This is a genomic window from Mesorhizobium sp. M0676 (genome assembly GCF_040320535.1).
Lineage (GTDB): Bacteria > Pseudomonadota > Alphaproteobacteria > Rhizobiales > Rhizobiaceae > Mesorhizobium.
Genome location: NZ_JAMYPU010000025.1, coordinates 13,014 through 39,926 on the forward strand (window position 1 = coordinate 13,014; position 26,913 = coordinate 39,926).

The following is a 26,913-nucleotide window of genomic DNA, read 5'->3' on the forward strand; positions in this document are numbered from 1 at the left end:
CCGGAATGCGCGAACTCGCCACCGCATTTTGGGAGGTGCGTGCCTGATTGGGCCAAGGCCTAATGTTGCACTGCGAAACCCGCCTTTCAATGCCAATCTTTTTGGGCCAGCTCGCTCCTAATCGATTTGATCCGCAATCCGCGCCAGGCTTTCCTCGCGGCCAAGCACGGCAAGCACGTCGAACACGCCGGGCGAGGTGCTACGGCCGGTAAGGGCCGCCCGGAGCGGTTGGGCCACGGCGCCGAGCTTGTGGCCGCCGGCCGCTGCGAACTCGCGCACCGCGGCTTCAGCCGCGGCAGCCGACCAATCGCCCGAAACAGTCTGCAAAGCGGCATGTGCGCCGCGCAGGATCGCGCGCGCGTCGGCACTGAGCAGTGCTGCCGCCTTCTCGTCGATCGGCAGCGGCCGCTCGACGAACAGGAAGGCCGCGCCATCGGCCAGTTCCACCAGCGTCTTGGCGCGCTCTTTCAGGCCCGGCAAGGCAGCCAGCAGCTGCGCCTTCCTGGGGTCGTCGAGACGGGCGGCGATAGCCGGTCCGCTTTCCAGGTATGGCAGAGTGGCGACGAAAATGTCGAACAGCTCGGCATCGGCCATCTTGCGCATATGCGCGCCGTTGATCGACTCGAGCTTGGCGAAGTCGAAGCGCGCCGCACCCTTGTTGACATCGCCGATGTCGAACCACGAAATCATGTCCTTGATCGACATGATCTCGTCGTCGCCATGGCTCCAGCCGAGCCTTGCCAGATAGTTGAGCAGTGCCTCGGGCAGATAGCCCATGGCGCGATAAGCCTCGACACCGAGTGCGCCGTGCCGCTTCGACAGCTTGGCGCCGTCGGCGCCGTGGATCAGCGGGATATGCGACATCGACGGGACGTCCCAGCCCATGGCGTTGTAGATCACCGTCTGGCGCGCGGCGTTGGTCAGATGGTCGTCGCCACGGATGATGTGGGTGACGCCCATGTCATGGTCGTCGACGACGACGGCATGCATGTAGGTCGGATTGCCGTCCGAGCGCAGAATGATGAAATCGTCGAGGTCCTTGTTGGGGAAGCGCACCTCGCCCTGCACACGGTCGTGCACCACGGTTTCGCCCTCGGTCGGCGCCTTGATGCGGATGGCGCCCTTGACGCCGGGAGGCGCCTCCGAGGGGGCACGATCGCGCCACTGGCCGTTGTAGCGCGGCGGCAAACCCTTGGCGCGTGCGGCCTCGCGCATCGCCTCGAGCTCGGCAGGCGTCTCGTAGCTGTAATAGGCCTTGCCCAGGCGCACCAGCTCCTCGGCCACCTCACGGTGGCGCGGCGCGCGCTCGAACTGCGATATGGCATCACCGTCCCAGGAAAGGCCGAGCCAGGTCAGCCCATCCAGAATGGCCTGTGTCGCCGCCTCGTTGAAGCGTTCGCGGTCGGTGTCCTCGATGCGCAGCACCATCGTGCCGCCGTTGTGCTTGGCGTACAGCCAGTTGAACAGCGCCGTGCGCGCGCCGCCGATATGCAGATAACCGGTGGGCGAGGGGGCAAAACGGGTGACGACCGTGTCGGACATGGAACTCTCGGGAAGCCTTGGAAACGGGGCGTGATCGCGCGGACTTTCGCGCTTTGCGCGTTCATGTAGCATAGGAGGTCTGGGGCGCAAGGGGCAGACCCGATGGCTGGATGAGACCGGGGGCACGTCGGCAATTATCGGTTGCGTCAACTGGCGGTGGAGCCTTGTAGCACAAAAATCTGTTCGCACCTCCGCGCAACCTCATTTGGCAGCAGCGTCAATGTCTGGGTTTCATTCGGCTGCAGCGCCCGTCACAGTGCCTGGAACATCGCTGCGACGGTGGTAGCCCCCTCTGACGAGCGGACATTTCTTCACGGATGCGGCACTGCCCGACACAACGCCGCCGTGACAGCGTTGGCTTGGTCACGCATATTGACCTTTCTGCAATCATTATCGTGAACACGGCAACGGTGTGCGGTCCGGCCTCGCCACGAAGGAGGAATGATTGAAAGAAGGACTACCGATGACCAGAAACGCCGACCATACGGAGGGTGATCCGTTCTACCATGGTACCCGGGCGGATTTGAAACCTGGGGATCTGCTGAGCGTCGGCCACCCTTCCAATTTCAGAGGTAAACCACTGTCATGGATCTATTTCACCCAGACACTGGAAGCCGCCATCTGGGGAGCAGAGCTTGCAACGGGTGACGGTCGTCAAAGGATTTACATCGTAAAGCCGACGGGTTTTTTTATGGATGACCCTAACCTGACCGATAAAAAATTTCCCGGTAATCCGACGAAATCCTACCGCTCCCGTGATCCGTTGCTCATCCTGGGGGAGCTCGCTGAATGGCAGGGTCATACACCCGAACAATTGAAGGCAATGCACGATGGGCTTGCTCGCCTGAGGGCGGAGGGCCGGGATATGATTGAGGATTGAGCGTCCTTGGCGGGTCAATTCCGGCGCGGTGGACGCGACCGCACGGACTTTCGCGCTTTGCGCGTTCATGTAGCATAGGAGGTCTGGGGCGCAAGGGGCAGACCCGATGGCTGGACGTGGCCGGGGCACGAAGGAAGGCGAAGGCGCCGAGGCAAGCGTCAGCGAACGCTCGCTGTTTGCCGATAGTCCCTATGCCGAGCCGCTGCCCCTCGCGCTGCCTGAGCCGCATCCCGGCATAGCGCCTGCGCTGCCCGGTCACGCGTTGCCGGCGCAAGTCACAGCGCCCGGATCTATCGCCCTTCTGCGCAGACGGCTTCGCCGTCCGTCATGGCCCGCGCTCCGCCGCAGCCTTGCCGTGGCCGCCAACACGGAGCTCGACCGGGGCGTCGCCTTCCTGCTGGTGCCAGTTTTCCTGGCGGCCGGCGTCATCATTTATTTCTCGCTGGCCGGCGAGCCCGGCTTTGCGCAGCCAATCGCCATTGTGGTGCTGGCGACATGTTGCGCTGTCGCCACGCGATCGCGGCCGAGGACGCATCTGTTCTGCATGGCCGCGATGCTGTGCGCGCTCGGCGTCGTCGCCGCCAAAGTCGAGACCTGGCGCGCCGGAACGCAGATGCTCGGCTCCGAGATCCAGACACGGCTGACCGGCCGCGTCGTCAGTCTCGAACAGATGGAGAGCGGGCGCATCAGGCTGACGCTCGACGTGGTTTCGACCGCTTACCCCAAGCTGCGCTACGCCCCGGAGCGGGTCAGGCTCTCGGCGCGGACCGTTCCCGCCGATATGACCGCCGGCTCCCTGATCACCGGCTATGCTAGGCTGTTGCCGCCGACCGGTCCGGTGCGGCCGGAGAGCTACGATTTCTCCTTCGACAGCTATTTCACCGGTATCGGCGGCAGCGGCTTCTTTCTCGGCAATCCGAAAACCATTGCTACGCAGGGACCGCCGCCGCTGGCCGCGCGGCTCTCCTCGGCAATCGAGAACGCGCGCGAAAACATTGCCGACCATATCAGGGGCAAGATCGGCGGCGCCGAAGGCGAGATTGCCGCGGCGTTGATTGTCGGGGTGCGCGCCGGCATCCCGGACGAGGTCAACGAAGCGATGCGGCGCACCGGCATCTACCACATCATCTCCATCTCCGGCCTGCACATGGCGCTGGTTGCCGGCACCATCATGGCGTTGCTGCGTGGCGCCTTTGCGCTGTTTCCCGATTTCTCATCGCGCCGGCCGGTGAAGAAATATGCGGCCGCGGCAGCGCTTGTCTCGATCGCCGCCTCGTTATTTCAGGCGTCGTGGTTGCCGCCGAGCGCAGCTTCATCATGCTGGCGGTCATGCTTGTCGCCGTGCTGTTTGATCGCGCCGCACTCACCATGCGCAATCTGGCGATCTCCGCCATTGCCGTCATCCTGGTGTCGCCGCACGAGGTGGTCGGTCCCAGCTTCCAGATGTCGTTTGCCGCCACCGCCGCCCTTGTCGGCGCCTATGCCGGCTGGGCCGATTACCGCGCCGACAAGGTGAGAACGCCGTCGGCAAAGCGCTCCTTCGTCGGCTTCCTGTCGCGAAAATTCGCGCTGGCCATGGGCGGCCTCGCCATGACCTCGATCATCGCCGGCAGTGCAACCTTGCTGTTCGCCATTTGGCATTTTCAGCGTGTGTCGCCGCTCAGCCTGATCGCCAATCTGGCCGTGATGCCGATTGTTTCGGTGATCGTCATGCCCTTTGCCGTGCTCAGCGCACTGGCGATGCCGTTCGGCGCCGACGGGCCGTTCCTCTATGTGATGGGCAAGGGTCTGATGGCGATGATCGCTATATCGGCCTGGATTTCCGAGCGCTCGCCGGTCGACGCCGTCGGGCTGATCTCCATCCGCTCGGTGCTGTTGGTGGCGGTCGCCCTCGTCATCGCCACCATGGCCACCACCTGGCTCAGGCTGGCGGCCGTGCCTTTCGCGCTGGCCGGCCTGTTGACGGTGCCGCAGGTGCTTACGCCCGACGTGCTCATATCCGAGGACGCACATTTGGTGGCCATGCCGATCGGTGGCGGCGAACTCGCCCTCAACCGCGAACGCTCCAACGAATTCACCACGGACAATTGGAAACGGGCGCTGCGGGCCGAAACCATTGTCCCGCCCGAGATTTTCGAGGCAACAGATACGCGGTTCGATCTCGATCCGCTCGATCTGCCGCCCGGCTCGCCCTTCTATTGCACCGGCGATCTCTGTATCGCTCGACACCCTTCCGGAGCCATTGTAGCCCTTGCGAAAGACCGCAAGACGGCGCGGCCGGCCTGTGCCTTCGCGAGCCTGATCGTCATCGATGACGCCACCGCCTACAATCCGTGCCGCGACCCGCTGGTCCTGGTCGTGACGAAGAAGCAGCTGGCCCGCGACGGCAGCGCCGCCGTCTTCTTCGATCCGCAATCGGCAGCGGCAGCGCCAACCATCCGGTTCGCCGTCGACAAGCCGTATCGCCCCTGGCACGAGCAACGCCGCTTCTCCCGCGACGCGCGCGGCCTGCCGCCTTACAACCAGCGTGAAAAGTACAAACCCAAGCCGGCTCAGTAGCGCCGGATCAATCCGACAAGCTTGCCCTGCACCTTCACCCTGTCCGGTCCAAAAATGCGGGTCTCGTAGGCCGGGTTGGCGGCTTCCAGGGCGATCGAGGCGCCCTTGCGGCGGAAGCGTTTCAGGGTCGCTTCCTCATCGTCGACCAACGCCACCACGATCTCGCCGGGGCTGGCTGTGTCGGCATTGCGGATGATGACCGTGTCGCCATCGAAAATGCCGGCCTCGATCATCGAATCGCCCTTGACCTCGAGCGCGTAGTGTTCGCCGCCCATGATCATATCGGGCGGCACCGAGATCGAATGGGTCTGATGCTGGATGGCGTCGATCGGCACGCCGGCGGCGATGCGTCCCATAACCGGGATTGAAATCGCGGAAACGGCATCGTCATTGCCGGCCGACATCGAACGCGACGGCGAGCCCGGCTTGATCTGGCGGCCGAGACCGCCTTGGCCCATCGCGCCTTGTCCTTGGCCGCCTTGCCCTTGGCCGGTTTGACCAAGACTGCCCTGAATGACGCTCGGCGAAAACTTCCTCGCCGCATTGAGGCCTGGTGCGATCGAGTCGGGCAGCCGCAGCACTTCCAGCGCGCGCGCCCGGTTCGGCAGCCGGCGAATGAAACCGCGCTCCTCAAGCGCCGTGATCAGGCGGTGGATGCCGGACTTGGAGGCGAGGTCAAGCGCTTCCTTCATCTCATCGAAGGACGGCGGGATTCCGCTCTCCTTCAGGCGTTCATGGATGAACATCAGAAGCTCATGTTGTTTGCGCGTCAGCATCGCGGCCCCCAAGGGTTCTGAAACCAGAATCGGAAAAAACAAACCCAGAACAAACACTATCTGTTCCAGTTGTGTTCCGCAACCTTTTAAAGTTTAATGAATGTGTTGACGTTTTGTTCAGCGTAACGTTCGGCGCTGCGAGCGCCGCCTGCCCAACTGCCGGCAACGGGGTGAAACGAAGACAAAGTGCCTGCGTCGTCGGCTACGATCGCCGCTTCCTTTTCGGACGGGGCTGCGCAGCATCCGCGCCGGGTTCGCTCTGGGCATAGACCTGCAGCGTGTAGCCGATGTGAGCGGTCATCAGAGTTTTCGCACGTTCGACGTCGCGACCGAGGGCCGCTTCCATCAGGGCGGTATGGTGTTCGATCGCCACGGCGTCGCGCAGGGCCGCCACGGCCTTCCGGTGTCCGTCCGTGCGGCCGGCGGCGGCGCGCAGCGTCGGGGCCAGACCCAGAAAGCGGTGATGGCGATGCAATTGGTCGGAAATCGTTGCATTGAAGCGCAGCAGCCAGCTGGATGTCGCGGCACTGAGCAGCGCCGCATGGAAGGCATCGTGTTTTTCGTACCACGCGTCGACCGCATCATCCGATCGTCGAGAACAGACCCGCACCGTGAGAGACGATAGTGGGCGGCAACGACCGCGTCTTCCCACTCACGGTCGCCCTTCTCGATCGATTCCACCAGCAGGGGCAGTTCGACCACCAGCCGCGCACGCGCCAAATCCTCGAGCTCCGCCCGAGAGACGGGAGCGACCGCAAACCCGCGGTTGCTGATGGCGGTCACAAGCCGTTCCGCCTCCAGCCGCGACAGCGCCTCGCGCAACGGCGTCCAGCCGATGCCGTAGGTGTTGCGCAGCGTGCTCAGCTTCAACGGCGCGGCAGGCGCCAGCCGGGTCGCAAGAATATCGCGCCTGAGCAGGCGATAGGCCACTTCCGTCTTCGAGGTCTGCTCGTCATCCAGCATCGTGATCCATCAGACATAAACGCTCGGGCGGATCATTATATATCAAAGCCTTTCAGTGGGTGAATTATATATAATGTTTGACAGTTCAAGGGCGACCACTCAAGATCGCCGGCATGTTTGGGCGGCAGGCTCCGCCGCGCGCGTTTGTCCATGGAGGGGCGCCGGATCATGAGCACGACACCCGATCTCGCTACAATCGAAGCAATGGATGCCGCCGATCCGCTGCGCTCCATGCGTGAACGCTTTGTCTTGCCGCAAGGCGTGATTTATCTCGACGGCAATTCCCTGGGCGCCGCGTCAGCGGTCGTCTTCAGCGAACTGCAGCAGGCCGCCACGCAGGAATGGGCGCACGACCTCATTCGCGCCTGGAACACCGCCGGCTGGTTCAACATGCCGGTGGAACTCGGAGATCAGCTCGGGCGACTGATCGGCGCGGCTGATGGGCAGACGGTGGTCTGCGACACAACCTCGATCAACATCTACAAGCTGCTGCACGCAGCGCTCGGCATGCGGCCGGATCGGTCGGTCATCGTTGCCGAGGGCGACAGTTTCCCGACCGACCTCTACATGGCCGAAGGCGTCGCCTCGACCCGGCCGGGAACGCGGCTGCGGCTGGAGGGCGTCGACGCGGCCGCAATCGAGGAGCTGATCGACGACAGCGTTGCCGTCATCCTGGTCAACCACGTCAACTACAAATCCGGCCAGTTGCGCGACATGGCGGCGCTGACGCGCAAGGCACATGACGCCGGCGCGCTGATCATCTGGGATCTCTGCCACACGGCCGGCGCCTTGCCGGTCGAACTTGACCGTGCCAATGCCGATTTCGCCGTCGGCTGCACCTACAAATACCTCAATGGCGGCCCGGGCTCGCCGGCCTTCATCTACGCGGCCGAGCGCCACCATGGTGATATCAGCCAGCCGCTCAGCGGCTGGTGGGGCCATGCGCGGCCCTTTGCCTTCGAGCAGGGCTTTGCCGTCGGCAGCGGCATCCGCCGCTTCCTGTGCGGAACGCAGCCGGTGCTGTCGATGCGGGCGCTCAAGGGCGCGCTCGATATCTGGAACGACGTCGACATGGCGGCGGTGCGCAGAAAAAGCATCGCGCTGACCAACCTGTTTATCCAGCTCGTCGAAGCCAGATGCGGCGCCTACCGGCTTGAACTGGAAAGTCCTCGCGACGGCAGCCAGCGCGGCAGCCAGGTGTCGTTCCTCCACCCGCATGGCTATCAGGTGATGCGGGCGCTGATCGAGCGCGGCGTGATCGGCGATTTCCGGGCGCCGTCGACCATCCGTTTCGGCTTCACGCCGCTCTATGTCGGATATGGCGATGTCTGGCAGGCGGTCGAAGTCCTGGAGGATATTCTGCGCACCGGCGCCTGGCAGGACGCCCGCTTCGCGGTGAAGACCGCGGTTACGTGAGAAACCAGAGCAATTTCAGGAAAAGTGTGAAGCGGTTTTCCGTCCGAAATTGCGTCAATCAAAGAGCTAGAGCATTTCGCCGTTTCCGTTAAACGGTGAAATGCTCTAGAGCCGGGTGCGGACCGTCCAGAGCTCCGGAAACAGCACGACCTCCAGCATCTTCTTCAGATAGGAGGCGCCTGAGGTGCCGCCGGTGCCGCGCTTCAAGCCGATGATGCGCTCGACCGTTGTGACGTGGTTGAAGCGCCAGCGGCGGAAGTAATCCTCGAAGTCGACCAGCTTCTCGGCCAGTTCGTAGAGCATCCAGTAGCGCTGCGGGTCGCGGTAGACGGTTTGCCAGGCAGCCAGCACGTCTTCGTTCTCACCGCGCGTCTCGCGCCAGTCCGTGCGCCCGGCATCGGCGCCGATGTCGAAGCCATTGCGCGCCAAAAGCAGAAGCGCCTCGTCGTACAGCGACGGCGTGGCCAGGATCGCTTCCAGCCTGTCCGTAAGATCGCGCCGGTGCTTGTGCGGCCCGAGCATGGCTAGGTTGCGGTTGCCGGCCATGAACTCGATGGCGCGGTACTGCCACGACTGGAAGCCCGAGGATTGGCCGAGCGCGTCGCGAAACTCGGTGTATTCGCTTGGCGTCATCGTGCGCAGCACGTCCCAGGCATTGTTGAGCTGCTCGAAGATGCGCGCGACGCGAGACAGCATCTTGAAGCTCGGTTCGAGGCGGTCGGCGCGGATAGAGCGGATCGCGGCGCCGATCTCGTGTAAAGCGAGCTTCATCCACAATTCCGATGTCTGATGCTGGATGATGAACAGCATCTCGTCATGGGCCGAAGACAGCGGCGCCTGCGCATCGAGCACCTTGTCCAGCTGCAGATAGTCGCTGTAGGACATCCGCTCCTTGAACGACATCTGCGCGCCATCGGACGCCGGATCGTGCGGCTTAATCAATTGCTCTTCTCCGCGCGCAACCGGAAGCGCTGGATCTTGCCGGTCTGGGTTTTGGGCAAGGCGTCGATGAACTTCACCGAACGCGGATATTTGTAGGGCGCGATCGTTGCCTTGACGTGGTCCTGCAGGCGTTTGACGGTCAATGCGTCCGGCGAAACACCTTGCACAAGCACGATATGCGCCTCGACGATCTGGCCGCGTTCACCGTCCTCGGCGCCGGTCACCGCGCATTCGGCGACGTCGGGATGCGAGAGCAGCGCCGCTTCGACCTCGGGGCCGGCGATGTTGTAGCCGGCGCTGACGATCATGTCGTCGGAACGCGCGGCGAAGTGGAAGAAGCCATCCTCGTCCTGCGTGAACGTATCGCCGGTGAGATTCCAGCCGTCGCGGACATAGTCCTTTTGCCTGGCATCGGCCATGTAGCGGCAGCCGGTCGGGCCGCGCACCGCCAGCCGGCCAGTAGAGCCGCGCGGCAACTCCCGCATCTCGTCATCGACGATGCGTGCCTGATAGCCGCCGACGGGTTTGCCGGTGGAGGCCGGCTTCATGTCGTCGAAGCGGTTGGAGATGAAGATATGCAGCATCTCGGTGGCGCCGATCCCATCGAGGATCGGCTTGCCGGTCTTCTCAGTCCATTCCTCGAAGACAGGCGCCGGCAGCGTCTCGCCCGCCGAAACCGCGACGCGCAGCGAGGACAAGTCAGCGCCTTGATCCATGGCCTTGAGCATGGCCCGATAGGCGGTTGGAGCGGTGAAGGAAATGGTCGCTTTGTAGGTCTCGATGATGTGGATCATGTTGGGTGGCGTCGCCTGTTCCAGCAGCGTCGCCGCGGCGCCGAAACGCAGCGGGAAGATGGCGAGCCCGCCAAGACCGAAGGTAAAGGCAAGGGGCGGGGAGCCGACGAAGATGTCGTCGGGCGTCACCTCCAGGATTTCGCGGGCATAGGCGTCGGCGACGATCAGCAGGTCGCGGTGGAAATGCATCGTCGCCTTCGGCACGCCGGTGGTGCCGGAGGTGAAGCCGAGCAGGGCGACATCGTCGCGGCCGGTGTTGACGGCAGTGAAGGTGACCGGCTTGTCGAGGGCGGCGCGGTCGAGTTCCGCGTCATGGTTGGCCGTGCCGTCGAAGCCAATGACCTGCTTGAGATACGCACTGCCCTTGGCGCAGGCGGTCATCTCGTCCATCAGCCTTGTATCGCAAAGCGCAACCGTGATTTCCGCCTTGTCGACGATCTTGGCGAGTTCGCCGGCGCGCAGCATCGGCATGGTGTTGACGACCACCGCGCCAACCTTGGTGGCGGCCAGCCAACAGGCGACCATGGCCGGGTTGTTGGCCGAGCGGATCAGCACCCGGTTGCCCGGCTTGACGCCATAATTCTCGACCAGGGCATGGGCGAGCCTGTTGGTCCAGTCGGACAGTTCCTTGTAGGTGCGGCGGCGGCCATTGCCGATCAGCGCGGTGTGGTCGCCGAACCCTTTTTCGACCAGCCTGTCGGTCAATTCGACGCCGGCATTTATGTGGTCGGGATAGTCGAAGCCGTCGAGCAAAAACTCCGGCCATTGCTCCGGCGGCGGCAGGTTGTCGCGCGTGAATGTGTCGATATGCGCTGATGGCCCAAGCATTTTCGGCTGCCCCTGTCTGCCTCGCGCCCATGGCTGAACAAGGCGCAGGATCGCACCAGTCGAAATTTGTTTCAAGCCTAAAATGTTTTTAGGTCGCAGGATTGACGCCGCCCTGTTCGGCGGCCATTCCTGTCGACTGAACTGAAGCCATCCGGGAGGGATGCAGATGCTCCAACATCGTGTTGCCGATTGGGACAATGCCTACGCCAACGGCGACAACATTGCCGGCAGCAATCGCTGGCCGGCCGCGTGGGACACACCGGCACAGGCTTTTCGCGACACAATGTCGGCGTCCGGTCGGGCCAAGCTCGACATCGCCTATGGCGACAGCCCGCGCAACAGGCTCGATCTGTTCCTTCCCGATGTCATGCCCAAAGGGCTCGTCGTCTTCATCCATGGCGGTTACTGGAAGGCGTTCGACAACAAGCCATGGTCGCATCTGGCCAACGGCGCGGTTGCCAATGGCTTTGCCGTGGCAATGCCGACTTACACGCTTTGTCCCGACATACGCATTTCCGGCATCGTCAGGGAAATCGCGGCGGCGATCGGCAAGGCGGCGACGATGGTCGGCGGGCCGGTGATGCTGACCGGGCATTCCGCCGGCGGCCATCTCGCCTCCAGGATGGTGACGACAACGACACCCCTGGCCGCCGATGTGGCGGGCCGCGTTCGCAATGTCGTCTCGATCTCCGGCGTCCATGACCTGCGGCCAATCATGCGCACCGGGATGAATGGGACACTGGCCATCGATGAAGCGGAAGCACTGGCCGAAAGCCCGGCGCTGCTGCGCCCGATGGATGGCGCACGCATCACCTGCTGGGCCGGCGGCGGTGAGCGGGCGGAGTTCCTGCGCCAGAATGCGCTGCTTGCCAACATCTGGATCGGCCTCGGCGCCACGACCAGCACAGTGGTCGAGCCGGACCGGCATCATTTCAGCATCGTCGACGGGCTTGCCGATCCGACACATCCGCTGACGCGGACATTGCTGGCGGAGTAACAACCAGTCTTGTCTCTTGGAATTAACGGTTTGGATCCGCGACCTCAGCGCAACATCAGAATGCTGCAAGCAGCGCCTGCTTCTGCCGCCGGAGCGAAGGGCTCGCGCACGATCAGGCCGTTGGCGTCGGCCAGCATTCTCAGCATCGAGGAATCCTGGATGCCAAACGGCGTCGCCACCAATGCGCCGGCTTCTTCCCGGACCACGGCGCGCACATAGTCTTGCCTTAGATCATTGGCCGGCATCGAGGCGCCAAGCTGAGCCTGGCGGATGTCCTGCCGGTGGGGACGGCCGCCGAGCTGCGCCAATAGCGGCTTCAGGAACAATTGCGAGCAGACCAGGCTCGCCACCGGATTGCCGGGCAGGCCGATGCACCTGATATCGCCCAGCCGCCCGAACATCAGCGGCTTGCCCGGGCGCATGGCGAGCTTCCAGAAGTCGAGGTTCATGCCTTCGCCGGTCAGCACGTCATGAACGAGATCATGGTCGCCGACCGAGGCGCCGCCGAGCGTGACGATGACGTCGGCTTTCGCATCGACCGCCTTTTTCACCAGCGCCGCGATCGCTTCCTTGCGATCGGCCGCTATACCGAGATCGAGCGCGCGAGCGCCGACCGACTGCGCCACAGCAGCGACGCCATAGGCGTTGGACGAGATGATCTGGGCGGGGCCAGGTTCGCTGCCCGGTGGCAGCAATTCGTCGCCGGTGGCGATGATGGCGACCAGCGGCCGTTGCACCACGTTCAACCGGGGATGATTGGCCGACGCCGCCAGCGACAATGCAGCCGGATCGAGCACGCGGCCTTTCTCCAGCAGCACGTCGCCTTGGGCAAAATCCAGTCCAAGGCGGCGGATGTTGCGGTTCTTCGCCGTCGGTTCGGTGACCTCGATCCGGCCACCGCCGAGATCGCGAACATTTTCCTGGATGACGATGGTGTCTGCGCCTTCAGGCAGCGGCGCGCCGGTGAAGATGCGCACGGCTTCCGCCTTGCCGACAGCGCCGTCAAAGCCGCGCCCTGCAGGCGCCGTGCCGATCACCGAAAGCCTCGCGGGGAGGGTCGCCACATCCTGCGCCCGTGCGGCATAGCCGTCCATGGCAGATGCATTGAAAGGCGGCTGGGTACGCAGCGCCACGACCGGCTCCGCCAGCACCCGGCCGGCCGCATCCGCCAGCGCGACGCTTTCACCGGGCAACGCCACAGCGCCGTCGAGGAGGCGTTGAAGCGCCTCGGCGACCGGAACCAGCGCCATTACGAACCCGCCCTGTAGTCGCCGGACTTGCCGCCGGTCTTTTCCACCAGCCTGATGCCGGAAATCACCATGGCACGGTCGACCGCCTTGGCCATGTCGTAGATGGTCAGGCACGCCACCGACGCCGCGGTCAGCGCCTCCATCTCGACCCCGGTCTTGCCGGTGACGCGGGCAAGCGCGGTGACCCTGAGGCCGGGCAGCGTGGTGTCCGGTTCGATGTCGACCGACACCTTGGTCAAAAGCAGCGGATGGCAGAGCGGGATCAGCTCATGCGTCTTCTTGGCCGCCATGATGCCGGCAATGCGCGCGGTACCCAGCACATCGCCCTTCTTGGCGTCGCCGTCGAGGATCATCTTCAGGGTTTCGGCCCGCATCGACACAAAGCCCTCGGCGACCGCCGTGCGCGTCGTCTCCGCCTTGTCGCCGACATCGACCATGTTGGCCTCGCCCTTGGCGCCGAGATGGGTGAGGGCGGCTGCCATTGTCAGGCTACCTCTGCCTTCGCCTTGCCTGTCAAAAGCAGCCGCGTTGCCGCAGCGACATCCTCTTGCCGCATCAGGCTCTCGCCGACGAGGAAGGTGCTGATGCCGGTCTTTTGCATCCTGAAGCAATCGTCGTGGGTGAAAATGCCGCTCTCGCTGACCAGCAATCGGCCGCCCGGCACCATCGACGCCAGCCGTTCCGAGGTTTCGAGGCTGGTCTCGAATGTTCTGAGATTGCGGTTGTTGATGCCGATCAGCTGCGACGACAGTTTTACCGCGCGCTGCGTCTCGGCCTCGTCATGCACCTCGATCAGCGCATCCATGCCGAGTTCGAATGCGGTCGCTTCCAATTCGCTGGCCAAGGCATCATCGACGCTGGCCATGATGATCAGGATGGCATCAGCGCCCCAGGCGCGAGCCTCGTAAACCTGGTAAGGGTCGAACAGGAAATCCTTGCGCAGCGCGGGCAGGGCGACGGCGTTGCGCGCATTGGTGAGAAATTCCGGCGCGCCCTGGAAGGATGGCGCATCGGTCAGCACCGAAAGACAGGCGGCACCGCCTTTCTCATAGGCCTGCGCCAGTGCGGGCGGGTCGAAATCGGCACGGATCAAGCCTTTGGAAGGGCTAGCCTTTTTGATCTCGGCGATCAGGCCGAAGCTGCCCGATCTGCGCTTCGCCTCAAGCGCCCTCAGAAAGCCACGCGGTGCGTCGGCATCCTTGGCTCGCGCCTTGATCTCGGCCAACGGTATCCGCGCCTTCGCCGCCGCGATCTCGTCGCGTTTGTAGGCCTCGATCTTGCGCAGAATGTCAGCCACGGCTCATCCGTTCGAAATCTCGACCAGCCTGTCGAGCACGCCCAGCGCCCGGCCGCTGTCGATGGCCTGTGTGGCCGCGGCCATGCCGTCGGCAAGCGTCGTCGCCTTGCCGGCTACCACCATGCCGGCGCCGGCATTCATCAGCACCGTATCGCGATAGGCGCCGGCAGCACCGCCCAGCATGTCGCGCAACGCCTTGGCGTTGTAGGCGGCGTCGCCGCCGCGCAACTCGTCCTTGGTGTGGCGCTGCAGGCCGACGGCTTCCGGGGTGAGCGTGAAATGGCGGATCTCGCCGCCGGCCAGTTCCGCCACCTGCGTTTCGCCGGTGGTGGTGATTTCGTCATAGCCGTCGCCATGGACGACCCAGGCATGCTCGGTGCCCAGCGCCTTCAATGTCTCGGCCACCGGCACGATCCATTCAGGCAGGAACACGCCGACCATCTGCCTGCTGACGCCGGCCGGATTGGACAGCGGTCCGAGCAGGTTGAAGATGGTGCGCGTGCCGAGCTCGACGCGGGTCGGGCCGACATGCTTCATCGCAGGGTGGTGCGCCGGCGCGAACATGAAGCCGACGCCGGCCTCCTGGATGCAGCGGCCGATCACCTCTGGCAGGATATCGATCTTGACGCCGAGCGCGACCAGCACATCGGCAGCGCCCGTCAGCGACGACAGGCCGCGATTGCCGTGCTTGGCGACCGGCACGCCGCAGCCGGCAATGACGAAGGCCGAAGCGGTCGAGATGTTGACTGAATGCGAATTGTCGCCGCCCGTGCCGACAATGTCGATGGCGCCCTCAGGAGCTTCGACGCGCAGCATCTTGGCACGCATGGTGGCGACGGCGCCGGAAATCTCGCTCACCGTCTCACCGCGCACACGCAAGGCCATCAGGAAGCCGCCGATCTGGCCCGGCGTCGCGTCGCCAGACATGATGATGTCGAAAGCTTCGCGCGCTTCGTCGAAGGTAAGCCCGGTTCCCGTGGCGACCTTGGCGATATGGGTCTTTAGGGCGCTCATTGGGCCAAGACGTTCATTGGGCTAGGGCCATTCATTGGGCGAGGGCTTGGGCAACGGCGGCCTGGTCGACGCTGACGGCGTACTGCGTCTGCAACTGCGCCACCAACTGGTCGAGCAGATCGTCGGACATGCCTTGCGTGAAGGATTTTTGCGCATCGTCGGGTACCGAGCTGGCGTCGGCTCCGGCCGGCTCGAACACTTCGGCGACCTTGAACAGGATCTGGCCGTCGCCGGTGGGCGAGGGGATCAGCCCGGTGCCGCCTTCGCCGACGCCGAACATCGCAGCAGCACCCTCCTTGCCGAAATCGACATCGTCGGCCTCGCGCTTCACGCCGCGCTTGGTCTGCTTTTCAAGCTTCAGTTCGCCGGCGATGACGTCGAGTGTGGTGCCAGCCTTGAGGCGCTTGTCGAGTTCGTCTGCTTTCGCGGTCAGCCGCTTGGTCGTTTCCTCTGTCGTCCAGTCCGCCACCACGCGCTGGCGGACTTCGTCCAGCGTGCGGTCGCGAGCCGGCGTGATCGATGTCAGTTCATAGAACACGAAGCCGTTGTTAGGCGTGGTCAGGGCTTGATTCTCGGTGTTGGGCTCGGCTTCGAACACCGCCTTGATCAGGTCCGCCGATGCCGGCAGGTCCTTGATGATGGTGCCGTCCGGCTTGAGGCCGGTGCGGTCTATGGCCTCGACGGTGACGTCCTTGAGCTTCAGTTTGGCGGCGGCTTCGGCCAGCGTGCTGCCGGCGGCGCGGGTGTCTTCGTAATTGTCGTGCACGTCGAGCAGGATGCGGCTTGCTTCGCCGAGCGCCAGATCCTTTCGGATCTGGTCTGACACTTCCGCCAGCGGCTTCACCGTTTCCGGTTTGATCTCGGTGACGCGCAAAAGCACCGGACCGAACGCGCCCTGGACGACCGGGCTGACTTCGTTGACGGCAAGCGCGAATGCGGCATCGGCGACCGCCTTGTCGGTGATCTTATCCTTGGAGAGCGTGCCGAGCAGCGTGTCGGCCGGGGTCTTGCCCTGCGCGGTGACGATCTTGTCGAAAGTGGCGCCCGTCTTCAGCGAATCGGATGCCGCCTTGGCGGCGTCCGCGGAAGGGAACACCAGCTGTTCGATGGTGCGCATTTCCGGCGTGGTGTAGCGGCCCTTGTTCTTGTTGTAGTCGTCGCTGACCTGCTGGTCGGTCACGGCGCTGACATCCATGATGTCTTCGGGCTCGAGCCGGACATAGGAGAATTTGCGGTATTCTGGCGCCGCGTAGGTTTTCTTGTTGGCCTCGAAATAAGCCTGAAGCACGCTGTCGGATGGCGCCTCGATCGGCTCCACCAACGCCTTTGGCAAGATCAGATAGTCGATGGTGCGGTCTTCGCCGCGATAGAGCGCAACTGCCTTGAAGAAGGTATCCGGAGCCTTGAGCCCGTCCGAAACCGCTTCGACGATCTGCTGGCGCACCGCCACCTGAGCCCGGTTCTTCAGATAATCCTCCGGCCGCATTCCCAGTTCGCGCAGCCGGGATTCGAACAGCCGGCGGTCGAACTGGCCATTCGGGCCCTGGAAGGCGGGTTCCTGCCGCGTCAGTTCGGCCAGCCTGTCCTTGGAGAAGCCAAGCCCGAGCTTGCGCGCCTGTTCGTCGAGGACGGCGCCGGACACCAACTGAGCCAGCACCTGGTTGTCGATGCCATAGGCCTTGGCCTGGTCGCGGCTGATGCGTTGGCCGATCTGCTGCTGCAGCATAGCGATCTGGCGATCATAGGCGAGGCGGTACTCGGTGATCGAGACGGTGGTACTGCCGGCGGTGATCACCGCATGATGGCCAGCCAGGAAGCCGCCCGTCATCCGCGTGGTGACGCCCCAGGCAAGGAAACTCAACACCAGCAGCGACAGCAGGGCTTTCGCGACCCAGGTCCCTGCCGCGCTTCTCAATATACCAAGCATTGTTACTTCCGATTTTTGCGCAGTTTTGCGTGCGCCCGAGTCTGAAACAAGCGCAATAGCGCCCTTCCGGCTCACTGTCGATTGCTTTGTGGCCTGATTTTGATAGGGAGGGCGAGACCCCAATGTCGCCCGGAGAACCAGATCCCCATGACGCCAGGAATTCGACCGCTCGTTGCCGGCAACTGGAAAATGAACGGCACCAGCGCTTCGCTGAACGAGCTCAGGATGATCGGCAACGGCTTCATGAGCGGGCTCGACGCAGAGACCGAAGCATTGGTCTGCGTGCCGGCGACCTTGCTGTCGCGCGCCGTCGAAATCCTGTCGCGCACGCCGGTGCGGGCCGGTGGCGAGGACTGCCACATCAAGGAAAGCGGCGCCTTCACCGGCTGTGTCTCAGCCGAGATGCTGAAGGATGCGGGCGCCAGCCACGTCATTGTCGGCCATTCCGAGTGCCGCGAACAGCGCAGCGAGGACGATGCCATCGTCCTCGCCAAGGCCTCGGCGGCGTGGCGGGCAGGGCTCGTCGCCATCATCTGCATCGGCGAGACCAAGGCCGAGCGCGAAGCGGGCACAGCACTCGACGTATTATCGCGGCAGGTCGCCGGCTCGGTGCCACCGAGCGCAACGCCCGCCAACACCGTTATCGCCTACGAGCCGGTATGGGCTATCGGCACCGGCCTGACGCCGACCGCCGAAGACGTGGCGGAGGCGCACGCACATATCCGCCAAAAACTGGCGGAAGCGCTCGGCGCAGCCGTGGCCGGCAAGATGCGCATCCTCTATGGCGGCTCGGTCAAGGCGTCCAACGCTGTCGAACTGCTGGGCGTCAAAAACGTCGATGGCGCGCTGGTTGGCGGCGCCAGCCTGAAGGCGTCCGACTTTCTCGCCATCGCCGAGGCATACCAGAATATCGCGTAGGCCCCGGAATTTCGGTCATCGACTTATGAACGCAGCAGTTCGGCGGAAATCGTTGCAAAGGGCGCATTGCTTCCCATATTCCGGCCACGGGCTTGGAAATGCCGTTAAAGCATTGTATGGAGCCGCCTCCAAATCACCGGCCCTGATCGCCAGGGAGCGGCAGGGCTTGCCAGGATAAAATATGGAAACCGTACTGATCGTCATCCACCTCATGGTCGTGCTCGCCCTTGTCGGCGTCGTGCTGCTGCAACGCTCCGAAGGCGGTGGTCTCGGCATTGGCGGCGGTTCCGGTTTCATGACCGCGCGTGGCGCCGCCAATGCGCTGACGCGGGCGACGGCGATCCTGGCCGCGGCCTTCTTCGTGACGTCGCTGACACTCTCGATCGTTGCCCGCTATGGCGAAAAACCGATCGACATTCTCGACCGCGTGCCGGCCGACAGCGGCAACGGCGTGCTCAATCAGTTGCCCGGCACGACGGCGCCGACGCCGCCTTCGGGCAACACCGCACCGGCCGCGCCCGCGGCCAACGGCGCCGCCACGACGCCGCCCGCGACGGCTCCCGCCACCACAGCCCCGGCGACGGCTCCATCTCCGGCGACGCCACCTGCAACCGACGATTCGGCTGCGCCGCCGGCTACCAATGGCGTTACCTTGCCGGTCACGCCGCAGGTTCCGAACCAGTAGTCGGTACGGTCAGATGCCGCGATCTGTTGTTGTTTCAACACAGTCGCGGCAAATGGCACACGATCACGAAGATTCGACCGCACCCCGTGCTTGAGGCCCGTACGCCACTTCGATTATAGATTGCCGGCGGCACTTTCTGCGCCCTTGGGGGGCGCCGGGCGACGCCGTGGGCAACAAGCATTGAACGATCGGATCTTCGCCATGCAGCTTCGCAGCTTCATTTTCATGGGGTTTTGTGCCGTATTCGGCATGAGCTCCGCGGCCTTCGCCGGCACTCCGGCAATGACCTCACCGCAGGCGGTTGGCAAAACCGCTGTCATCAACGTCGCCGCCAAGAGCGATGCGACGCAGCTGAAGCTTCTCAAGAAGAAGAAAAACCCGAGCCCGGATGATCTGGCTCAGATCAGCAAGCTCGAAGACAAGATCGCCGCCGACAGGGATCTCGCCCGCGTCAAGGCGCTCGAGGCCCGCAAGCTGGCGATGCGCGATGCGGCGAAAGCCAGGGCCGATGCCCAGCGCCAGGCGTTCCTGGCCAGCAAGGGCAAGCCGGTCGTGGTTGCCGACGCCAAGCCAGGCAAGAAGACCACCAAGATCATCGCTCCGGTTGACCCGATCGCGCCGATCGAGCCGATCGAATCGGCTGAACCGCTTCCGGCCGAAGCGATGAATATCGCGCTGACCGGCAACAATGGCGAATTGCGCAGCGAGGCCCCGGGCCAGAAGCCGACGAGTGGCGGACTGTTCGCCGGCCTGTTCGGCGGCACGTCCTCTGCCTCGTCGGTTGCCTATCTCCCCGAAACGCGCGCGCTCGACCAGGCTCTCGCCAAGCGGCAAGCCAAGAAGCAGTTCAAGGTGAAGCCGGAATTCGTGCCGCAGGACGTCGAATTCAGCGGCTATGAGCCGGGTACGATCGTCATCGATACCAGCGCGCGCCGCCTCTACCTCGTCGAATCGGCTTTCACCGCCCGCCGCTATGCGATCGCGGTCGGCCGCGAAGGCCTGCAGTTCAAGGGCAAGGTTGCCGTTGGCGACAAGCAGGAATGGCCGCGCTGGATCCCGACGCTCGACATGCAGAAGCGAGAACCCAAGCATTATGGCCAGTACAAGGACGGCATGCCCGGCGGCGGCCAGAACCCGCTAGGCGCCCGCGCCATCTATCTCTACGACGGCAAGAAGGACACGCATCTGCGCATCCACGGCACCATCGCGCCGCAGTCGATCGGAACCAGCGCCTCCAATGGCTGCTTCCGCATGATCAACGAGCACGTCATGGACCTCTACAGCCGCGTCAAGGTCGGCACCAAGGTCGTCATCATCTGACGCTTTCACAAACCTGCCGAAAGGGCCGGCTTTTGCCGGCCCTTTTGTTTTGACCAAAACACCAGTCTCGAACCTCGGGACTATCGCGCCTTCTCTGGAAAAAGCCTCAGCGGCGGTTTTTTCTCTGGCGGAATCAATTCGGCCGCGTTAAGCGATGACTCCCATGGCGCGATATGTATTCATCACAGGCGGCGTGGTTTCCTCACTTGGAAAAGGCATCGCTGCAGCGGCCCTTGGGGCTCTCTTGCAGGCGCGAGGCTATCGCGCACGCATCAAAAAGCTCGATCCCTATCTCAATGTCGATCCCGGAACGATGTCGCCTTACCAGCATGGCGAGGTTTTCGTCACCGATGACGGCGCCGAGACCGATCTCGATCTTGGCCATTACGAGCGCTTCACCGGCCGCTCGGCCAACCAGCAGGACAACATCACCACCGGCCGCATCTACAAGAACATCATCGAGCGCGAACGGCGCGGCGACTATCTCGGCGCCACCGTGCAGGTCATTCCGCATGTCACCGATGAGATCAAGAATTTCGTGCTCGACGGCAATGACGACTATGATTTCGTGCTGTGCGAGATCGGCGGTACGGTTGGCGATATCGAGGCGATGCCGTTTCTCGAGGCTATCCGCCAGCTCGGCAACGATCTGCCGCGCAACAACGCCGTCTATGTCCACCTGACCTTGATGCCTTACATCCCCACGGCCGGCGAGTTGAAGACCAAGCCGACCCAGCATTCGGTCAAGGAACTGCGCGGCATCGGCATCGCGCCCGATATCCTGCTGGTCCGCGCCGACCGCGCCATCCCCAAGGAAGAGCGCAGAAAACTGTCGCTGTTCTGCAATGTGCGCGAAAGTGCCGTCATCCAGGCGCTCGACGTGCCCCACATCTATGACGTGCCGATGGCTTACCACAAGGAAGGGCTCGATTCGGAAGTGCTGGCCGCCTTCGGTATCGATCCGGCGCCGAAGCCACGTATGGAGCCCTGGCAGGCCGTGTCCAACCGCATCCACAATCCGGAAGGCGAGGTGACGATTGCCATTGTCGGCAAATACACCGGCCTCAAGGATGCCTACAAATCGCTGATCGAGGCTTTGTCGCATGGCGGCATGGCCAACCGCGTCAAGGTCAAGCTCGACTGGATCGAGAGCGAGATTTTCGAGAAGGAAGACCCCACGCCGTGGCTGGAAAAGGTGCACGGCATCCTGGTGCCCGGCGGCTTCGGCGAGCGCGGCTCGGAAGGCAAGATCCTGGCGGCGAAATTCGCCCGCGAGCGCAAGGTGCCGTATTTCGGCATCTGCTTCGGCATGCAGATGGCCTGCATCGAGGCGGCGCGCTCGCTGGCCGGCGTCGAACACGCCTCGTCGACCGAATTCGGTCCGACCGACGAGCCGGTCGTCGGCCTGATGACCGAATGGCTGAAAGGCAACATGCTGGAGAAGCGCCGCGAAACGGGCGATCTCGGCGGCACCATGCGGCTTGGCGCCTATCAGGCTGAACTCGCCAAGGGTTCGAAGATCGCCGACATCTATGGCGACACCCAGATTTCCGAGCGCCATCGCCACCGCTACGAGGTCAATATCGACTACAAGGAGCGGCTGGAAGATTGCGGCCTGGTGTTTGCCGGCATGTCGCCCGACGGCGTGCTGCCGGAAACGGTCGAATACCCCGACCATCCCTGGTTCATCGGCGTCCAGTACCATCCGGAGCTGAAGAGCCGGCCGCTTGAGCCGCATCCCCTGTTCGCCAGCTTCATCTCGGCCGCGGTGGACCAGTCGCGACTGGTCTAGGGCCACGGTGAGGTTTCGCAGCTGATGCAGACCTATGTTGCGCTGCTCTACAGCATTATCCTCGGCGAAGGCCGCCGGGTCGTCATGGCCGACCTCAAGGCGATGGCTGAACAGCTTGGGCTGAAGAACCCGCGCACCCTGGTGGCGACCGGCAATCTGGTCTTCGAGACACGGGCGACCGGCATCGCCAAGCTGGAACAGCGGCTGGAAACGGCCTTCGAAAAAACCTTCGGCCGCAACGTCGTCATCATCGTGCGCACTGCCGAGGATTGGCTGAAACTTGCCGCCGGCAACCCATTCCCGGCCGACTCTGCCGAGGCAGGCGATCAGGTGGCTGTGCGGGTGATGCGCAAGCCAGCGCCAGCGGATGGTGTGGCCGCGCTCCAGGCCTATGCCGCCGAGGACGAGAAGGTGGCTTCGGTCGATGGCGACATCTGGGTCGTCTTTTCGCGCGAGCGGCCAAGCTCGCGGCTGCTCGCTGCCATGAACCACAAGCGCATGGGCATCGGCACCGCACGCAACTGGAACACGGTGCGGAGGTTGGCTGAGATAGTAGGGAGTAGGGAGTAGGGAGTAGGGAGTAGGGAGTAGGGAGTAGGGGTTATACTATTCCCTACTGACTACTGACTACTGACTACTGACTACTGACTACTGACTACTCCCTATCTCTCATTTCACGCCTTCGCCGTCCTGGCCCCTGCGCCAAGGGCGGCGGTGCGAAGGACGTAGTAGATGACCCCTGCAATGCCGACGCCGAAGAACCAGCCATAAACGCCCCACCATGCCGGTAGCAGGTTCGTGAAGTTCGGCAGGATTGAGGAGAAGATGGCGCCGATGCCGGCTGCTATGAAGGCGTTGACGTGCCAGCCGCCCTGGAAGCGGAACTCGCCATCTTCGCGGTACAGTGCCTCGACGTCGACCTCGCCCTTCCGGATCAGATAGTAGTCGACCATCATCACCCCGAAGATCGGCCCCATCGTCGCGCCGATGACGTTGACGAAAGATGCGGCACTGCCTTCCCACGGCGCGAAGGGATAGAGCACCAGCGCGATCACAGCTGCGATATAGCCGCCCTTCTTGAAGTCGATCTGCCGGGGAAAGACATTGGAGAAGTCGAAGGCCGGCGAGACGAAGTTTGCCACCACATTGATGCCGAGCGTCGCCACGGCAAAAGTCAGGGCTGCAAGCGCTGCCAGGAACCAGCTGTCGAATTTCGCCGAGATCTGGTCGGGATGCAGAAGCACTTCGCCATACACGTCGAAGGCAGCGATGGTGGTCACGCCGGCGACCAGCGAGAACAGGATGAGATTGATCGGCAGGCCCCAGATGTTGCCCTTCCGCAGCGATGCCTTGTCTGGGGCATAGCGGGCGAAATCGCAGAAATTGAGATAGAGCGCCGAGAAATAGGTGACCCAGATCGCCGCCACCGCAAACAGCGACGTCCAGGAGCCAGGGGTTCCGGGTACGCCGGCATCCTTTGTCTTGTCGAGCAGCACATCCATCGGGATGTCGCTGGTGAAGGCAAATCTCCCGGATTTTACACAGAGATAGATCGCCAGGATCAACATCATCACCCACACCGCCGGTCCGGCCCAATCCTGGAAGCGGCGCACCGTTTCCATGCCGTTCTGGATGATCAGCAATTGCAGTGCCCAGATGACCACAAAACAGATCACTTCCAGACCCGTGTGGCCGAGGAAATGCGTGTTGGCGTTGAAATCGGCGAACCATTGCGAGCGGATCAGCAACGCCACGATCGCGCCCGATGCCGCCGCCGTCTGCGCGCCGTACCAGAAGCAGGCGACGATGGCGCGCACCAGGGCCGGAATGTTGGCGCCCCAGATGCCGAAGGAGGCGCGCGCCAGCACGGGGTAGGGCACGCCGGTCTTCACGCCGGCATAGCCGACCATGTTCATCAGCGCGTAGATGATCAGCGAACCGATGCCGATGGCGATGATGAAATTGACGAAGCCGCCGCAAAACAGGAACAGGCTTGCGGCGAGATAATAGCCCCAGAGGCTGTGGACGTCCGACGTCCAGACGTTGAAGATCGAGAACGGCCCCCAGTTTCGGACTTTGGCCGGAGCCAGATCCTCATTGTATAGATCAGGTGATGCGCCTTGTATGGTCACTGCGATGTCCTCCCCTTGATGCCGCGCGCGCCCTCACGCGTCGACTGCGCAGGTTATGCCTGACGCAGGGGAACCGGCAAGCAATCCATTTGCCGGCTTTGGCCTTAAAGATATTCAATGAGAACAGCGCTTATCGATCGGCTTTTGGCGAAGGTCGGCGCAAACGCGGCGTATCTTGATTCGATCCGCAGGCGGCAGCGATCAGGACGCTTTGCGGTTGAGGGCCGGTGATGCGTCGAAATTGGCGGCAAGCCAAGCTATCGCGCAGGTGACATCATCGAGCCTGTATTGGGCCACGGTCGGCCCACGCGGCTTGACCCGGATCGAGATGCCGCCGGCCTCGTTGATCGCCTCGAAACCGTTTTCGTCGGCGGTGTCGTCGCCGAGAAAGACCGGCCGCCGTCCGGCAAAGGGCGGGATTGCCATGAAACGCCGCACGGCAGCGCCCTTGGCCGCTTCGAGCGGCATGAGTTCGACGCCGGCGTTGCCCGGGATAACCCGATAGCCCTTGGGAAGCTCGGTCAATGCCTGTTCGGCAAGATGCGTTGCCCTGGCCAGCAGATGCGGCGCCGCACGCGTATGGATGGCGAGGATCGGACCCTTGCGCTCGATATGAACAAGGCCGTCATCGAGTTCGGCCTCGATGGCGTCGGCAAGGGCAGCGATATCGGCGGGAGCATCCGCGGTAACGACCGGGCCGTCCGGCGTCAGCCGGTGTTCCAGCCCATAGAGACCGGCAACACGCAGCTTCAACGGATGAAACAGGCGGTCGGCGCCCTCGACCGAGCGGCCGGTGATAAAGGCGACGGCGCCGTCCAGCCGTTTGTCGACGGCGCCGAGGAGGTTGCGCAGTTCGTCGCTCACGGACACGGCGTCGGGGTGCGCGGCGTGCTCCAGCAACGTGCCGTCGATGTCGAGGAAAAGCGCCCATTGTCCTTCCGGCAGGTCGGGTGCGGTTGGCAGGCCCGGTGCTTTCGACAGGCTATTCATGACGCCACCTTCCGCATGCGGTCGAACAGTGAGACGATGTTGCTGCCGGTGTTTGCGGGCCGCTCGGCGACACTTGTCGCTCTTTCGAGGTCGCCGCGTTTGCGCAGGCGCGCCGCATCGAGCAGCATGCTGCCGGCCCAGCGAAAGACATTGTTGTCGCGCACTATTTCGCGCATCGGGCGCATGCGCTCGCGTTGTTCGTCCGGTGACATGGTCAGCGCCTGCAGCAGCACCTGGCTCATCATCGCCGCGTCGTAAGGATTGACGATCAGTGCTTCCAGCAGTTCGCGCGACGCGCCGGCAAACGTGCTGAGCAACAGCACGCCCTGTTCGTCGTCACGCGCGGCGACGAATTCCTTGGCTACGAGGTTCATACCGTCATGCAGGCTGGTGACCATGCAGATGTCGGCGGCGCGATAGATCTCATAGACCTGTTGCTGCGAATGGTGCTCAGCCACCATGACCACGGGCTTGTAGCCGTCATGACCGTAGCGCCGGTTGAGCTCGTTGGCATAACGCAGGCATTCATCGTGCAATTGCTGGTAGGCCGGCAGCGTGCCGCGGCTTGGGGCAGCAATCTGCAGGAACACTACCTTGCCGATCCACTCGGGGTGGCGCGTAAACAATTCGTCCAGCGCATGGAAGCGATCGAGGATGCCCTTGGTGTAGTCCAGGCGCTCGACGCCGACGCACAGCTTGACGTCCGCCGACAGGCCGAACCGCTCACGCAGGCGGGCGCGGCTTTCCTCGACCGGTGGCAGTTTGGCCAGGAGTTCGGCCGGCCATTCGATGGAGATGGGATAGGCGTGCACCAGGGTCGTCCGCCCGCCATACGAGATCGCGGCGTCGGCGCGCTCGATGCGGCTTTCCAGGAACCTGTCTACGCTTTCAGTGAAATTATTGGCATGAAACTGGGTGTGAAAGCCGATGATCGAGCTCCCGAGCAGTCCATCAAGAACGCGTTCGCGCCATGGGCAGATGCTGAACACTTCGGAGTTCGGCCACGGGATGTGCCAGAAGGTGATGATGATCGCCTCCGGCAGGCGCTCGCGGATCATGCGCGGCAGGAGCGCGAAATGGTAATCCTGAACCAGCACGATCGGCCGCTCATTGCGCGCCTCGGCAACCACCATATCGGCGAATTTGCGGTTGACGGCCTCATAGGCCTCCCAGTCCGAGGCACGGAAGACCGGCCGGGTGAAGGCGATATGGCAGAGCGGCCAAAGCCCTTCATTGGCAAAGCCGAGATAGTAGCCCTGATATTCGTCGTCGCTCAGCCACACGCGGCGCAGCGTATACGACGGATTGTCCGGCGGCACCTGAACCCGATCGTTGCTATCGACCGTCAGACGATCCGCCGTTCCGCCGCCATAGGCGATCCAGGTGCCGCTGCAGGCGCGGGTGATAGGCTCAAGCGCCGACACCAGGCCGCTGGCCGGCACCAGAAGCTCGACGCCGTCGTCCTTGATGTTGTGGATATAGGGTTCTCGGTTCGAGACGACGATGACCTGCGCGTCCGGCAGGTCGTCGGCAAGTATCTTGCGCAAGGTGTCGGGCGACCAGTTCACCAGCGCCGCGTCGGGAGATTGTCCATTCTTCTCGAACTCCCGCAAAACCTTGCGCGTCGCTTCCGATGCGACGTCCTCGCCGGCAGTCGGTGCAACCGTCAAGCTATGGCTACGACGTTGCCTGGAGATCGATAACAGAACGGCTAGAATCGAAAGGCCAAGGCTTGCAAGGATCAAGACCCAGAGCAGGGCCATGCCATAATCAGTCATTCCAATTCCAACTCAATTTTGGCCGTCAGGGCCTTTTTCTTCATGGTTCCATTTGAGTGTTCGCAGCCGACGATCGCCCGTGAGAACCTGTGTTTTTCGCAACGCACAAACCC

Annotated in this window: 20 protein-coding genes and 2 pseudogenes; 9 read left to right on the forward strand and 13 right to left on the reverse strand. The window is 63.4% G+C overall.

Annotation, left to right across the window (positions count from 1 at the left end):
• Nucleotides 1–117: 117 nt before the first annotated feature.
• On the reverse strand, nt 118–1,542 hold the full coding sequence (gene gltX, locus NKI35_RS23890; RefSeq protein ID WP_352741612.1) for a glutamate--tRNA ligase: 1,425 nt from the start codon (nt 1,540–1,542) through the stop codon (nt 118–120).
• A 463-nt stretch (nt 1,543–2,005) separates the two neighbouring features.
• On the opposite strand from gltX, the gene arr reads away from it, so the two are divergent.
• Entirely contained in the window at nt 2,006–2,422 is a 417-nt protein-coding gene (gene arr, locus NKI35_RS23895) for an NAD(+)--rifampin ADP-ribosyltransferase (protein ID WP_023696562.1), read from the forward strand.
• 106 nt (nt 2,423–2,528) lie between these two features.
• Nucleotides 2,529–4,981 (forward strand): annotated as a pseudogene (locus NKI35_RS23900) (ComEC/Rec2 family competence protein).
• Here NKI35_RS23900 and lexA read toward each other — a convergent pair.
• The gene (gene lexA, locus NKI35_RS23905; RefSeq protein ID WP_023724387.1) at nt 4,975–5,757 is read right to left on the reverse strand and encodes a transcriptional repressor LexA; all 783 of its coding nucleotides are present in this window, start codon (nt 5,755–5,757) and stop codon (nt 4,975–4,977) included. The pseudogene NKI35_RS23900 and the gene lexA sit on opposite strands and share 7 nt — an antisense overlap.
• A 202-nt stretch (nt 5,758–5,959) precedes the next feature.
• Nucleotides 5,960–6,720 (reverse strand): annotated as a pseudogene (locus tag NKI35_RS23910) (GntR family transcriptional regulator).
• A gap of 168 nt (nt 6,721–6,888) precedes the next feature.
• Here NKI35_RS23910 and kynU point away from each other — a divergent pair.
• Nucleotides 6,889–8,136, forward strand: coding sequence for a kynureninase (gene kynU / locus NKI35_RS23915; protein ID WP_023754862.1), 1,248 nt, complete (start codon nt 6,889–6,891; stop codon nt 8,134–8,136).
• Between the two features lie 105 nt (nt 8,137–8,241).
• Here kynU and kynA read toward each other — a convergent pair whose 3' ends face one another.
• Together kynA and NKI35_RS23925 are read right to left on the reverse strand one after the other, a co-directional pair.
• Entirely contained in the window at nt 8,242–9,078 is an 837-nt protein-coding gene (gene kynA / locus NKI35_RS23920) for a tryptophan 2,3-dioxygenase (protein ID WP_031196583.1), read from the reverse strand.
• Nucleotides 9,075–10,700, reverse strand: a complete 1,626-nt coding sequence (locus NKI35_RS23925) for an AMP-binding protein (RefSeq protein ID WP_023671045.1) — start codon at nt 10,698–10,700, stop codon at nt 9,075–9,077. The genes kynA and NKI35_RS23925 overlap by 4 nt, the downstream gene beginning before the upstream one ends.
• 166 nt (nt 10,701–10,866) lie before the next feature.
• Between NKI35_RS23925 and NKI35_RS23930 the strand changes: the two genes are divergently transcribed.
• On the forward strand, nt 10,867–11,697 hold the full coding sequence (locus NKI35_RS23930; RefSeq protein ID WP_023736581.1) for a hormone-sensitive lipase: 831 nt from the start codon (nt 10,867–10,869) through the stop codon (nt 11,695–11,697).
• A 44-nt stretch (nt 11,698–11,741) separates the two neighbouring features.
• On the opposite strand, the gene NKI35_RS23935 is transcribed toward NKI35_RS23930, so the two are convergent.
• The 5 genes from NKI35_RS23935 to NKI35_RS23955 are packed head-to-tail and all read right to left on the reverse strand — an operon-like array spanning nt 11,742 to nt 17,185.
• Nucleotides 11,742–12,947 (reverse strand): molybdopterin molybdotransferase MoeA, encoded by a 1,206-nt coding sequence (locus tag NKI35_RS23935; protein ID WP_023726640.1) that lies wholly within the window; start codon nt 12,945–12,947, stop codon nt 11,742–11,744.
• The gene (moaC, locus tag NKI35_RS23940; RefSeq protein ID WP_023726639.1) at nt 12,947–13,429 is read right to left on the reverse strand and encodes a cyclic pyranopterin monophosphate synthase MoaC; all 483 of its coding nucleotides are present in this window, start codon (nt 13,427–13,429) and stop codon (nt 12,947–12,949) included. The genes NKI35_RS23935 and moaC overlap by 1 nt, the downstream gene beginning before the upstream one ends.
• A 2-nt stretch (nt 13,430–13,431) precedes the next feature.
• Complete coding sequence (trpC, locus tag NKI35_RS23945) at nt 13,432–14,244, reverse strand: indole-3-glycerol phosphate synthase TrpC (RefSeq protein ID WP_023750454.1); 813 nt, start codon at nt 14,242–14,244, stop codon at nt 13,432–13,434.
• Between the two features lie 3 nt (nt 14,245–14,247).
• The gene (gene trpD, locus NKI35_RS23950; RefSeq protein WP_352741613.1) at nt 14,248–15,258 is read right to left on the reverse strand and encodes an anthranilate phosphoribosyltransferase; all 1,011 of its coding nucleotides are present in this window, start codon (nt 15,256–15,258) and stop codon (nt 14,248–14,250) included.
• Nucleotides 15,259–15,289: 31 nt separating this feature from the next.
• On the reverse strand, nt 15,290–17,185 hold the full coding sequence (locus NKI35_RS23955) for a peptidyl-prolyl cis-trans isomerase (RefSeq protein WP_352670557.1): 1,896 nt from the start codon (nt 17,183–17,185) through the stop codon (nt 15,290–15,292).
• Nucleotides 17,186–17,332: 147 nt separating this feature from the next.
• Here NKI35_RS23955 and tpiA point away from each other — a divergent pair, with 147 nt between their 5' ends.
• The 5 genes from tpiA (at nt 17,333) to NKI35_RS23980 (ending at nt 22,470) form a co-directional block, all read left to right on the forward strand.
• Complete coding sequence (tpiA, locus tag NKI35_RS23960; protein ID WP_023671052.1) at nt 17,333–18,103, forward strand: triose-phosphate isomerase; 771 nt, start codon at nt 17,333–17,335, stop codon at nt 18,101–18,103.
• Nucleotides 18,104–18,284: 181 nt separating this feature from the next.
• A complete protein-coding gene (gene secG / locus NKI35_RS23965) occupies nt 18,285–18,788 on the forward strand; it encodes a preprotein translocase subunit SecG (RefSeq protein WP_023715810.1) in 504 nt (167 codons plus the stop codon).
• Between the two features lie 201 nt (nt 18,789–18,989).
• Nucleotides 18,990–20,108 (forward strand): L,D-transpeptidase, encoded by a 1,119-nt coding sequence (locus NKI35_RS23970; protein WP_352741614.1) that lies wholly within the window; start codon nt 18,990–18,992, stop codon nt 20,106–20,108.
• 154 nt (nt 20,109–20,262) lie between these two features.
• Complete coding sequence (gene pyrG / locus NKI35_RS23975; protein WP_081725397.1) at nt 20,263–21,900, forward strand: CTP synthase; 1,638 nt, start codon at nt 20,263–20,265, stop codon at nt 21,898–21,900.
• A 24-nt stretch (nt 21,901–21,924) separates the two neighbouring features.
• Entirely contained in the window at nt 21,925–22,470 is a 546-nt protein-coding gene (locus tag NKI35_RS23980; RefSeq protein WP_352741615.1) for a DUF1697 domain-containing protein, read from the forward strand.
• Between the two features lie 104 nt (nt 22,471–22,574).
• Here NKI35_RS23980 and NKI35_RS23985 read toward each other — a convergent pair whose 3' ends face one another.
• The 3 genes from NKI35_RS23985 to NKI35_RS23995 form a co-directional block, all read right to left on the reverse strand.
• Entirely contained in the window at nt 22,575–24,032 is a 1,458-nt protein-coding gene (locus NKI35_RS23985) for an NCS1 family nucleobase:cation symporter-1 (RefSeq protein WP_352741616.1), read from the reverse strand.
• Between the two features lie 201 nt (nt 24,033–24,233).
• A complete protein-coding gene (gene otsB / locus NKI35_RS23990) occupies nt 24,234–25,022 on the reverse strand; it encodes a trehalose-phosphatase (RefSeq protein WP_023748419.1) in 789 nt (262 codons plus the stop codon).
• Entirely contained in the window at nt 25,019–26,800 is a 1,782-nt protein-coding gene (locus tag NKI35_RS23995; protein WP_352741617.1) for an alpha,alpha-trehalose-phosphate synthase (UDP-forming), read from the reverse strand. Before NKI35_RS23995 ends, otsB begins: the two co-directional genes overlap by 4 nt.
• Nucleotides 26,801–26,913 lie beyond the last annotated feature (113 nt).